The following is an 11,298-nucleotide window of genomic DNA, read 5'->3' as shown; positions in this document are numbered from 1 at the left end:
GTCGGTGGGAGCCCACCCCGGCGGTGTGCGGTCGACCATTCTGCGGGAACAGAGCATCGTGGCCCGGATCGCCTACAGCGGTGTGGTGATGGCGCAGGGACGCCGGTTAACCCAGACCCCCGAACAAGGCCCACACCCCCCCCGCGGGGGGGCCCCCCGCGCCCACTCCCCGGGCCCCGGCCCCCACCGCATCCGAAATCAGAATCCGGCCGAACCCGTGGGGGCGGGTGGCACCATCCGCCACGCGCCGCAATTACTGGTGAGGAAACCGGCGTCGGACGGTTTCACGGTGACCCGGATCGGGCCCAGTTTCGTGTAGTTGTTCTCGATGATGTACTGCATATTCGTGTTGTCGCCCTCGATCCGCCACAACCGTCGCCAATCGCAGCCCTGGGCCGGGTCCACGGGCCCGGGTGATTCCCAGACACCGGGTCGTATATCCACGCCGACCCGGTAGACGCCGTCGTCCGGGATGAAATCGGCGGGTTGGGCCGCCGCGCTACCGCTGCCCAGCATGATCGCCGCCGACAGCAGTGCCGCGGCGGCCGGCAACGTACCTGCACGCATTCGGTACTCCTCGGTAATTCCGTTCCGATATGTATTCCGAGATTCCCCCGATCTCCCCGGCACGTTTACCAGAATCCACATGCCGTTTTCGGCGATTGCGGATTTTTTTCCGATATGCCGGGAAAGAAAGTCCGGTGAACGGGAACTCCGGGCAACGGGAAATTTGAAACATTATCAATTCTCCTCGCCGGTGCCGGGCTGCCGGTTGCCGCATCAGGCTCAGTAAGGTGGTCGGGTGGCTGAGCGCATACCCGTGGTGATCGTGGCCGGATTCCTGGGCGCCGGGAAGACCACCCTGCTCAACGGACTGCTGCACAACAACCGGGGCACCCGGATCGGTGTGGTGGTCAACGATTTCGGCGCCGTCAATATCGACGCGATGCTGGTGGCCGGGCAGGTGGACGCGATGGTGTCGGTGGGCAGCGGCTGTGTGTGCTGCGCCGTGGACGTCGCCGAACTCGACGAACTCTTCACCCGGTTGACCGATCCCCGGGCCGGGATCGATGTGATCGTGGTGGAGGCCAGTGGATTGGCCGAACCGCGCAATCTGGTGCGGATGGTGGTGGGCAGCGAGAACCCCCGTATCCGCTACGGCGGACTTCTCGAAGTGGTCGACGCCGCCGAATTCGCGACCACCCGCGACCGGCATCCGGAACTGGCGAGCCATCTGCGGCTGGCGGATCTGGTGGTACTCAACAAGGTCGACCGGCTCGGCGCGGGCGAGACAGCGCGATTGCGGTCGGAGATCACGGCGGTCACCGAAGGAGCCCCGGTGTATGCCACCACTCGCGGCCGTATCGACCCCGGCCTGCTGTTCGACCCCCGCGATCGCGATACTCCGCGGATAGGCGAACAACTGAGCCTGGACGAACTCGTGCACGACCACGACGAGGACCACGACGGCGACGAACATCGGCACCTGCACGACGACTACACCAGCACGGTGTTCACCACCGCCACCGGACTGCATCCACGCCGGCTCATCGATTTTCTGGAGAACCCGCCGCCGGGGCTGTTCCGCGCCAAAGGGTTCGTCACGTTCGCGGTGCCGGACACCGAGCGCTACGTGGTGCATCTGGTGGGCCGGGCCATCACCCTGGAACCGGCCCGCCGCTCCCGTGCCGGGAACACCGAACTGGTGCTGATCGGCACCGGCCTGGACACCGATGCCGTACTCGAGCGGTTACGCGAAACCGTGCACACCGATCCGGAACCGCTCGACGAACAAAGCCTGCTCGGCGTCTGGCGCTACGTTCCCGCGGAAAGCACGGTCTGAATCGCGCTCACCCGCAGGCGTTCACCCATTCGGACAAGCCGTCGGCGAACATCTGCCGTTTCCAGATCGGCACCTCGTGTTTGATCCGGTCCACCAGTGCCGAACACGCGGCGAACGCCTCGGCGCGATGCGGCGCCGCCACCGCGGTGACGATTGCCAGATCGCCCACGGCCAGATCCCCGACCCGATGGACGGCCGCTACCGGCAGTCCCGTGGATTCCGCTATCGCGGCACAGCATTCGCGCAGGAACCGGGCCGCCTGCGGATGCGCCGAATACTCCAGCGCCGAAACCGCCTGCCCGCCGTCGTGATCGCGGACCACACCGGTGAACACGACCACCGCGCCGAAACTCGGCCCGCGGACCGCGGCGTCCACTACGGCGGGATCCAATGGCCGGTCGTTGATCTCGGCGAGCCGGACCCCGCCGGACCCGCCCGGAAGCTGTGCAGATTCTTCAGGCATGAGCGCTCTCGTTTCCCCTCTCGGCCCGCGGTGCCCCCTGGCCGCCCTCGTGTGCCCCGCCGCCCGCCACCTGCGCGAGCAGATGCTCCAGCAACGGTTCGAGCACCGCGATACCGTCTTTCACACCACCCGGTGAGCCGGGCAGATTCACCACCACCGACCGTCCGGCCAGCCCCGCGACGCCCCGGCTCAACGCCGCGAGCGGGAATTTCGCGGTACCCCGCTGCCGGATGGCCTCGGCCACCCCGGGCAGTTCCCGGTCCAGCACTGCCGCGGTCACTTCCGGTGTCCGGTCGGACGGTGCGGCGCCGGTCCCACCGGTCGTCACCACCAGACTCGGCGCGGTCCGCAGCGCTTCGGTCAGCCCATCGGCGATATCGGCGTCCGCGTAGACCAGCGGGCCGCGTGTGGAATAGCCGAGCTCCCGCAACCACGACACCAGGTGCGGTCCGGTGGTATCGGTCCGGGTCCCCGCCGCCGCCCCGGTGGACGCTACGAGCACCACGGCGGTGCCCCTGATCTCGCCACCGGACGAGTGCGCGTGGGCGCTGCTTGCGGTGTGTGAACGAGTCGCGGTGCGTTCGTGTGCCCGGTCGTCCGATCCGTGCGCATGGCGACTGCCGCTCGAGGCCTGGAGGTCGGTGCCGCCGGTGGAAGTGACATCGGGGCCGGACCGGGGTCCCGGGTCCGCGGTGGTTTCCGGGCGGGTCCAGTGGCCTCGTTTGCCGCCCTCTTTGGTGAGCAGCCGCACGCCGTTCAGCACTGCCGCCGGATCCACCGCCTTCACCATGTCGTGCAAGGTGAGCCCGGCGACCGCGACCGCGGTCAGGGCCTCCATCTCCACCCCGGTCGGGCCGGTGGTCTTCGCCGCCGCTTCGATCGTGATCGCGGATTCGGTGAAACCGAATTCCACCTTCACCGAGGAGAGCGCGAGCTGATGGCACAGCGGAATGAGTTCGGAGGTCTTCTTCGCCGCCGCGATCCCGGCCAGCCGCGCGGTGGTCAGCACATCGGCCTTCGGCATATCGTCGGCGCGTACCAGCGCGACCACCTCCGGAGTGGTACGCAGTTCCCCACCGGCCACCGCGATCCGAGTGGTGTCGGCCTTGGCGCTCACGTCCACCATCCGGGCCCGGCCCTCGGAATCCACATGCGACAATTCGCTCATAACGTCCACACTCGCACAGTCGCTCCGGCCGGAAGTTCGGTAACCGCCGCCGGGATATCGATCAGCACATCGGCTGCCGCCATACTCGCCACCAGATGCGATCCGGGTCCGGAAACCACCTCCACCGCACGCGGCTGCGAACCCTTCCACACCAGTTTGCCGCGCAGGAACTGCCGCCGCCCCTCCGGTGAGCGGCGGACCGCGCCCAGCAGCGGAAGTTCGTATTCCGGCACCGGCCCCAGCCCCGACAGCCGGCGCAGTATCGGGCGGGCGAGCACCTCGAACGACACCACCGCGCTCACCGGATTCCCCGGAAAACTGAGCACGGGCACACCGTCCACCACCGTCAGCCCCTGCGGTCCGCCCGGCTGCATGGCCACCGTTCCGAATTCGCCGCCCAGTGGGATCAGTACCTCCCGCACCACCTCGAAATCGCCTTTGGAGACACCGCCGGTGGTGATCACCAGATCAGCCGTCGAGGCGGCGGAGTGGAGCAGATGCCGGAACTGTCCGAGGTCGTCACCACTGTGCTGGATCGCCGTGACCTCGACACCGTTGGCGGTGAGCGCCGCGGCCAGCGCGATACCGTTCGAGTTGTAGATCTGCCCCGGCCGCAGCGGGTTGCCCGGTGCGACCAGTTCGTCTCCGGTGCTGATGACCACCGCCCGAATAGGCGCGAAAACGGGCAGCCGGGCCAGCCCGGCCGCGGCGCATGCCGCGATATGCCGGGGCGCCAGGGTCGTCCCGGCGCTCACCAGTTCGGCGCCCGCGCGCACATCGCTGCCCGGTTCCCGGACGAATTCGCCCGCCGCCCGCCCGCGCTCGATCCGGACGGTATCGGCGCTCGCAGTCGTATCCTCCACGGGAACCACACAGTCCGCGCCCGGCGGCAGCGGCGCTCCGGTCATCACCTTGCGCGCCGTACCCGGGGTGAGCGCGTGCAGGCCGGGGTCACCGGCGGCCACCACACCCGTGAGCGGCAGGTCGGCGGGGGTTTCGGCCACATCCTGTGCCCGCACCGCATAGCCGTCCATCGCCGAGTTCCGGAAAACCGGCAGTTCGATCGGCGCGTGCATATCCTCGGCCAGCTGCCGGCCGAGCGCTTCGGCCACCGGTACGGTGTCGACGGGCCGGGCGGCGAGCGGGCGCAACAGTTGTTCGATGGTGTCGCGATAGTCGTCCGCCGACCGGACAGCGGGACTGGCGGGCCGAGAGATCATGCGCTCAGCGTAATGGCGGCAGCCGCCCCGGCGTCGCCGTATCGGCCGCCGTCCGCGGGTGCACGCCACGCCGCGCGGTGGCCGGGGCCGGGCAATATGGAGTGTTCCGGTGGCGGAGGGGTGCGTGTCGCGGCCCGGCGTCCATAATGGTGGGGTGACGCTGGTCGATATGGGGATTCCCACCGTGCGGTCCGGGCGCCCCTCGCTGGATGGGCGTCCGGAAACACCGCTGCTGGTGGACCGCTTCGGTCGAACCGCGCGTGACCTGCGGGTTTCCATTACCGAGAAATGTTCGCTGCGCTGTACCTATTGCATGCCCGAAGAGGGCCTGCCCGCGATACCGCCGGAGGAACTGCTCACCGCGAGCGAGATCGTCCGGCTGGTCACCCTGGCGGTGCGTGAGCTGGGTATTCATGAGGTCCGCTTCACCGGCGGCGAACCGTTGATGCGGCGCGATCTGGAGGAAATCGTGGCCGGCTGCCACAGTGCGGCCCCCGAGATTCCCCTGGCGATGACCTCCAACGGCATCGGATTGCGTCATCGCGCGGCCGGGCTCGCCGAAGCCGGGCTGAGCCGGGTCAATATCTCCCTGGACACCGTCGACCGCGCCGGTTTCGCCCGGCTCACCCGCCGCGACCGGCTGGAATCGGCGCTGTCCGGAATCCGGGCCGCGGGCGCGGCCGGGCTGGCACCGGTGAAGGTGAACGCGGTACTCATGCGGGAAACCCTCGACGGTGCTCCCGACCTGTTGCGCTGGTGTCTCGACGAGGGCTGCGAACTGCGGTTCATCGAGGAGATGCCGCTGGACGCCGACCACGAATGGGCGCGGGCGAATATGGTGACGGCCGCGGAACTGCTCGATGTGCTCGGCACCCGGTACCGGCTCACCGCGGCCGGCCGCAGCGATCCGGCCGCACCCGCCGAGACCTGGCTGGTCGACGGCGGTCCTGCCACCGTAGGCATCATCGCCTCGGTCACCCGCAAATTCTGCGATACCTGCGACCGCACCCGCCTCACCGCCGACGGTATGCTCCGATCCTGCCTGTTCAGTGATCAGGAGTTCGATCTGCGCGGTGTGTTGCGCGCGGGCGCGAGCGACGAGGAGCTGGCGCAGCTGTGGCGCGGCGCGATGTGGCAGAAATGGGCGGGTCACGGTATCGATGCCGCGGACTTCGTCCCGCCGGAACGCACGATGGGAGCAATCGGTGGTTGAGGTCCGCTATTTCGCCGCCATCGCCGACGCGGTCGGCAAGGATGCCGAAACCCTGGACCTTCCGCCCGGCGCCACCGTCGCCGACCTGCGCATCCGCCTGGCCGCCACCTACGGTCCGGGCCTCGACAAGATGCTGGCTGTCTGCGCCTACCTGGTGGGCGACGAACTGACCCGCGACACCACGGTCGCGCTCACCCCCCGCGTCGACGTCCTGCCGCCCTTCGCCGGCGGCTAGCGTTCCGCGCGTTCACAACAGGCCGCCTCGGGTTGCTGGTCACCGGGCGCTGATGTCGAACATCCAGGTGATCCCGAACCGGTCGACGACCGAGCCCGCCTCGTCACCCCAGGCCTGCCTCTCCAACGGCAGAGTGATGGTGCCGCCTTCGGACAGCAGCTGAAAAGAAGCGCGCAGTTCGCTACCGTCGTCGCCGCTCAGGAAGAGCGCGACGGTGTTCCCGGGCCGGTATGGCGGGTGGCCCGGCCTGTGGTGCGGAAAGTCCCACGCCATCAGCGTGTAACCAGCAGGAGTGTCGAGGCGGGAGTGCATGACTTTGTCGGCGTCGGGTGCGTCCGCCGAGCCGAAGTCCGCAACGGTTCCCAGCTCGAGCTCGCCGCCGAAGACTTGCTGGTAGAACTCCATGGCCTGCCGCGTGTTGCCGTCGAATGTGATGCACGGATCGACCTGAGATCCCACTGGGAACGCTCTCTTGTTACGTGACCGACCGGGCTGTCCGTTGGCTGTCTGACCATGCAGAGCAGGCAGGGAGACCTCCAGCGGAAATTGTCCGGTCCTGTCGAGAACTCACGTCCCCGATCGTCGTTTGAATGAGAGGGGTATCGGGCCCCTCGCCGACGAGGAAGGATGACGATATGTACTACCTGGCATTGCTGGCCGGCGACGAGGGCGAAGCCGTGGCCCAACCGGGCACGGCGGAGTTCGACGCGGAGGTCGAACAGTACGCGGCGTTCGACGCCAGAGTCGCCGAGGTGATCGCGGGCGGGGCCGCGCTGTATCCGTCGGCGGACGCCGTCACCGTCCGCCGGGGCGGCACGGACACCTTGGTCACCGACGGTCCGTTCGCCGAACACGCCGAGGTGGTCGGTGGGTTCTATGTGTTCGATGTGCCCGATCTGGACGCGGCGATCGAGCTCGTCTGGCAGCTACCGGCGGTGGCGACGGGATCGGTCGAACTGCGGCCGCTGGTTCAGTGGCTGCCGCATGACGAACCGGGACCGGACTGGTGGATGGCGCTGCTGTGGGAGCAGGCGGATTCGACGCTCACACCGGGTACTCCGGAGTGGGATGCCGCCGTTGCCGAGCACGAGCGGTTCGGCGAGCGGGTCGGGGCGGTGTTGCGCGGCGGCGGGGCTCTGCAACCGCCCTCGACCGCGACCACCGTCCGCGGTACCGACGGGCCGCCGCTGCTCACCGACGGACCTTTCACCGAAACAGCCGAGGTCGTGGCCGGTCTGTACCTGTTCACCGCCCCGGACCGCCGCGCCGCGACCGAGGTCGCCGGAAAGATTCCGATCGGGCCCGGCGGCGGCACGGAGGTCCGGCGGGTGGTGGACCTCGCAGCATGAGCGCGGCGCGGCCGGCGGCCGATCTCGACGGCGTGTACCGCGCCGAGTTCGGCCGCGCCGTGGCCACCCTCGCGCGGTTCACCGGTGATATCGATCTGGCCGAGGACGCGGTACAGGAAGCGTTCGCGGTCGCGCTGCGTACCTGGGACCGCGACGGTGTCCCGGCGAATCCGGGTGCCTGGATCACCACGGCCGCCCGCCACCGCGCCCTGGACCGGCTGCGCCGGGAGTCCGCGCGCCACGGGAAGGAACACGAGGCCGTCCTGGCGGCCCCGAGCCCCGGGGATATCGAGATGAGCGAATTGCCGGACGATCAACTGCGGATGATCTTCACCTGCTGTCATCCGGCGCTCGCGGCCGAATCGCGGGTGGCCTTGACGCTTCGGCTGGTGTGCGGGCTGCGGACCGCCGAGATCGCCCGGGCGTTCCTGCAATCGGAGGCGACCGTGGCGCAGCGGATCAGCCGCGCGAAGGCCAAGATCCGGCATGCGGGGATACCGTTGCGGGTGCCGCCGGCGCAGCTGCTGCCGGAACGGGCACCGGCGGTGCTCGCGGTGGTGTATCTGCTGTTCACCGAGGGGTACTTCGCGACAGCGGGTCCCGTCGCGGTGCGCGACGAATTGTGTGACGAGGCGCTGCGGGTCGGGCGTCTGCTCTGCGCGTTGCTACCGGTCGAGGAGCGGGCTGTCCGGGCGGAGGCACACGGGCTGCTCGCCCTCATGTTGCTGACCGACAGCCGCCGCTCGCAGCGCCGGACCGGCGACGGGGAACTGGTCCCGTTGGCGGAACAGGACCGTAACCGATGGGACCGGACGGCGATCCGGGCCGGGTTGAACTGTCTGCTGGTGGCGGCCGAGGGCAGCGGGCCGTACCTGGCGCAGGCCCGGATCGCCGCGGCGCACGCCGTCGCACCGTCCTGGGCGGCCACCGACTGGAGTGCGATTGTCGCGGCCTACGACGAACTACTCGGCTACTCGCCGTCTCCGGCGGTACGAGTGAATCGAGCCGTCGCTGTGGGCTATCGGGATGGTCCGGAGGCAGGCATGCGGGCGCTCGAGGAGATCGCGGGCGACAGCCGCGTGGCCGACGGACAGCCGGTGGCGGCCGCACGCGCCGACCTGTACCGCCGGGCCGGGCTTTTCACCGAGGCGGCACAGAACTACCGGGTGGCGCTGGCGGCTGCCGGAAACGATGCCGCGCGCCGGTATCTGCGCCGCCGGCTGGCCGAGGTAGAGCAATCCTGCGGGAGGGACGGGCCCGGCGCATCGGCTCCGGAGGAGGCGCGACAACGGCCTCGGCCCGGCGTATGGGAACCTTCCGGTCCACAATCGTGAACGGGGCTTCCTGTCCGGTGCGATGTCACGGAGGGCATGCTGTGTGCTGTCGCCGGTACGGGTGTGCCGCTCGGCGGGGTCAGCGCCACCAATCGTCGAGCGGCGTGACCGGTACGGTCCGCTTGTGCCGGGTGTTGCGGAAGATCGATTCGATCCGCTCGGCCACCTCGGCCGTTACGTCTTTGCCTTCGAGATAGTCGTCGATTTCGCTGTAGCGCAGGCCGAGTGCTTCCTCGTCCGGTAGGGCCGGGCGGTCGTCCTCGAGGTCGGCGGTCGGTACCTTCGACCACAGTCGCGAGGGTGCGCCCAGTTCCTGTAGCAGGGCGGCACCCTGGCGTTTGGTCAGGCCGGTGAGCGGGGTCAGGTCCACGCCGCCGTCACCGTATTTCGTGAAGAATCCGGTGACCGCTTCGGCGGCGTGATCGGTGCCTACCACCAGCAGGTTCTCCTGCCCGGCGATGGCGTACTGGATCACCATCCGTTCCCGCGCTTTGATGTTGCCGCGCACGAAGTCGCGTAACTTGCCGACCTTCAATGCCGAAGCCACCTCGGCCGCCACCGCGTTCGCGCCCGGGCGGACGTTGACCACCACGGATTCGTCGGGCGCGACGAAGGTCATGGAGACCCGGGCATCGGCCTCGTCGGCCTGCACACCGTAGGGCAGGCGCACCGCGACGAACCGCGCTTCGGCGCCTTCGGCGCGCAGTTCCGCGGCGGCCAGCTGGCACAGCCGTCCGGCGAGCGCGCTGTCCTGACCACCGCTGATACCCAGGACGAAACCCTTTGCGGGCGTGGCGCGCAGGTAGTCCTTCAGGAAATCGACGCGGCGCCGCACCTCGTCCTTGGGTTCGATACTCGGCTGTACACCCAGCTCGGCGATGATCTGATCACGCACGTTTCCCATGCCGGACCACTCTACTGCGCCGCCGGTCCGGCGACCCGGCGAACCAGGGCTTCCCAGGTGCCCGCGATCTGCTCGCGCGTATAGCCGAGAGTGCGCAATTGGTGCAGGACGAGTCCGGCGGCCAGTACCCCCAGCAGCGCATCGGCCAGCAGGCCGCTGTCACCGGGCGTATCCGCCTCGCGGAGCAGCATCGCGACATGGGTTTTCAGCACTCGATAGGGCTGGCTCGAATAGTGCCGTTCCGGGGACCCCAGTTCGGCTGCCCGATGGAGTTCGCCCTCCACTTCGATATCGAGCAACCGGGCCCGTCCGAAGGCGATGAGCCGGTCCACCGGCGGGGCGCCGGGACCCAGTGGCGGCGGGCCGAAGATGAACGCTTCCTGGGCCAGGGTCTCGGAGTGGTCCAGGAGTGCGTACATGAGGCCGGTGCGGCTGCCGAAACGGCGGAATACGGTGCCTTTGCCGACGCCGGCGCGTTTGGCCAGGGCGTCCATGGTGAGCGCGTCCACGCCGTGGTCGCGGACGAGTTCGCGGGCGGCGTCGAGCAGGCGCCGCCGGTTGCGGGCGGCGTCGGCGCGTTCGGCGGGTTCGGCGGTGCCGGGTAGCTGCGGGCCGACCCGGTGGGCCGGCCGGAGCGGCGCGATGTGGAGTTCGTCCGCCGGATGCGGCGGTGGGGTTTCGCCGGGGCGCGGGTCGTCCGCCGGGCCCGGGCAGGGTGTGTCGTAGTTCACGGCGGGGGAGGGGCCTCCGGGGAATGTAGCGGACCGTGGTCCGGTTGGTCTGGGCAGTGCGATCATCACACAACTAGTACCGCAGGAGTGAATATGAGCCAGACCCGTATCGTCGTCCTCTTCGGCAGCCTTCGCAGCGCCTCCTTCAGTAAGCAGGTCGCCGAGGCCTCGGTCGCCACCGCGCCGGCGGGCGTCGATGTCTCCGTCTACGAGGGTATCGGCGATATCCCGTTCTACAACGAGGATATCGACGTGCCGGGTTCGGTTCCGGCTGCCGCCGAGGCGCTGCGGGACGCGGTCGGCGCGAGCGACGGCCTGCTGTTGATCACCCCGGAATACAACGGGACACTGCCGGCCGTGTTGAAGAACGCGATCGATTGGTTGTCGCGGCCCTACGGCGCGGGTGCGATCAAGGACAAGCCGGTTGCGATCCTGAGCGGTTCCATCAGCCCGAACGCCGCCAAGTGGGCGCATGCCGATGCGGTGAAGTCGGTGGGTATCGCCGGCGGCAAGATCGTCGACGAGGCGCATCTGCACTTCGCCACCTGGGGCGACCGTTTCGGTGCCAATCATCCGCGTGAGGATGCCGAGACGCAGCGCGAACTGGGTGAGGCAGTGCGTGCACTGGTCAACGCGGCGAGCGGGGAACTCGTCGACGCCTGATCGCACGAGCGGGCCGGGCTCGATGCGCGTCACATCGCGCAAGGCGTTCGCTCATCGGGTCGTGGAGCCGGCGCACCCGGCTTCGCCGCAGGGGGGGGGCCCCCGCGCGGGGGGGGGGGGGGGGGGGGGGGGGGGGGGGGGGGGGGGGGGGGGGGGGGGGGGGGGGGGGGGGGGG

13 protein-coding genes are annotated in these 11,298 nt (G+C 69.2%); 6 read left to right on the top strand and 7 right to left on the bottom strand.

The genetic code is table 11. The features are described 5' to 3' along the window. Positions 1-198: 198 nt before the first annotated feature. Positions 199-567: a hypothetical protein gene (locus QH195_RS14985; protein ID WP_280435812.1), complete on the bottom strand. Its 369-nt coding sequence runs from the start codon at positions 565-567 to the stop codon at positions 199-201. Positions 568-802: 235 nt separating this feature from the next. On the opposite strand from QH195_RS14985, the gene QH195_RS14980 reads away from it, so the two are divergent. Then, positions 803-1,843 carry a CobW family GTP-binding protein gene (locus QH195_RS14980; protein ID WP_280435811.1) on the top strand — a complete coding sequence of 347 codons (1,041 nt, stop codon included), beginning with the start codon at positions 803-805 and terminating at the stop codon, positions 1,841-1,843. A 7-nt stretch (positions 1,844-1,850) separates the two neighbouring features. Here the strand turns inward: QH195_RS14980 and QH195_RS14975 are convergent, their stop codons facing one another. Genes QH195_RS14975 through QH195_RS14965 form a run of 3 tightly spaced genes read right to left on the bottom strand, consistent with a single transcriptional unit; the run spans position 1,851 to position 4,694 of the window. Beyond that, the gene (locus QH195_RS14975; protein WP_280419737.1) at positions 1,851-2,306 is read right to left on the bottom strand and encodes a molybdenum cofactor biosynthesis protein MoaE; all 456 of its coding nucleotides are present in this window, start codon (positions 2,304-2,306) and stop codon (positions 1,851-1,853) included. After that, complete coding sequence (gene moaCB / locus QH195_RS14970; protein WP_280435810.1) at positions 2,299-3,474, bottom strand: bifunctional molybdenum cofactor biosynthesis protein MoaC/MoaB; 1,176 nt, start codon at positions 3,472-3,474, stop codon at positions 2,299-2,301. The genes QH195_RS14975 and moaCB overlap by 8 nt, the downstream gene beginning before the upstream one ends. Next, a complete protein-coding gene (locus QH195_RS14965; protein ID WP_280435809.1) occupies positions 3,471-4,694 on the bottom strand; it encodes a molybdopterin molybdotransferase MoeA in 1,224 nt (407 codons plus the stop codon). The genes moaCB and QH195_RS14965 overlap by 4 nt, the downstream gene beginning before the upstream one ends. 154 nt (positions 4,695-4,848) lie before the next feature. On the opposite strand from QH195_RS14965, the gene moaA reads away from it, so the two are divergent. Continuing rightward, entirely contained in the window at positions 4,849-5,907 is a 1,059-nt protein-coding gene (gene moaA, locus QH195_RS14960; protein WP_280419734.1) for a GTP 3',8-cyclase MoaA, read from the top strand. Continuing rightward, a complete protein-coding gene (locus tag QH195_RS14955; RefSeq protein ID WP_280419733.1) occupies positions 5,900-6,142 on the top strand; it encodes a MoaD/ThiS family protein in 243 nt (80 codons plus the stop codon). The genes moaA and QH195_RS14955 overlap by 8 nt, the downstream gene beginning before the upstream one ends. A gap of 39 nt (positions 6,143-6,181) precedes the next feature. On the opposite strand, the gene QH195_RS14950 is transcribed toward QH195_RS14955, so the two are convergent. Further along, the gene (locus tag QH195_RS14950; RefSeq protein WP_280435808.1) at positions 6,182-6,601 is read right to left on the bottom strand and encodes a VOC family protein; all 420 of its coding nucleotides are present in this window, start codon (positions 6,599-6,601) and stop codon (positions 6,182-6,184) included. A gap of 176 nt (positions 6,602-6,777) precedes the next feature. On the opposite strand from QH195_RS14950, the gene QH195_RS14945 reads away from it, so the two are divergent. Then, a complete protein-coding gene (locus QH195_RS14945; protein WP_280435807.1) occupies positions 6,778-7,491 on the top strand; it encodes a YciI family protein in 714 nt (237 codons plus the stop codon). Next, the gene (locus QH195_RS14940; RefSeq protein ID WP_280435806.1) at positions 7,488-8,825 is read left to right on the top strand and encodes an RNA polymerase sigma factor; all 1,338 of its coding nucleotides are present in this window, start codon (positions 7,488-7,490) and stop codon (positions 8,823-8,825) included. The genes QH195_RS14945 and QH195_RS14940 overlap by 4 nt, the downstream gene beginning before the upstream one ends. A gap of 79 nt (positions 8,826-8,904) precedes the next feature. Here the strand turns inward: QH195_RS14940 and nadE are convergent, their stop codons facing one another. Continuing rightward, a complete protein-coding gene (gene nadE, locus QH195_RS14935; RefSeq protein ID WP_280419729.1) occupies positions 8,905-9,729 on the bottom strand; it encodes an ammonia-dependent NAD(+) synthetase in 825 nt (274 codons plus the stop codon). An 11-nt stretch (positions 9,730-9,740) separates the two neighbouring features. Next, positions 9,741-10,460: a TetR/AcrR family transcriptional regulator gene (locus tag QH195_RS14930; RefSeq protein ID WP_432278287.1), complete on the bottom strand. Its 720-nt coding sequence runs from the start codon at positions 10,458-10,460 to the stop codon at positions 9,741-9,743. A 93-nt stretch (positions 10,461-10,553) separates the two neighbouring features. Here QH195_RS14930 and QH195_RS14925 point away from each other — a divergent pair, with 93 nt between their 5' ends. Continuing rightward, entirely contained in the window at positions 10,554-11,123 is a 570-nt protein-coding gene (locus QH195_RS14925; RefSeq protein ID WP_280435805.1) for an NAD(P)H-dependent oxidoreductase, read from the top strand. Positions 11,124-11,298: the final 175 nt, after the last annotated feature.

This window comes from Nocardia carnea (genome assembly GCF_029868855.1).
Taxonomy (GTDB): domain Bacteria; phylum Actinomycetota; class Actinomycetes; order Mycobacteriales; family Mycobacteriaceae; genus Nocardia; species Nocardia carnea_A.
Note: the sequence above shows the minus strand (reverse complement) of the source record. Positions and strands in the feature narration are given on the sequence as shown.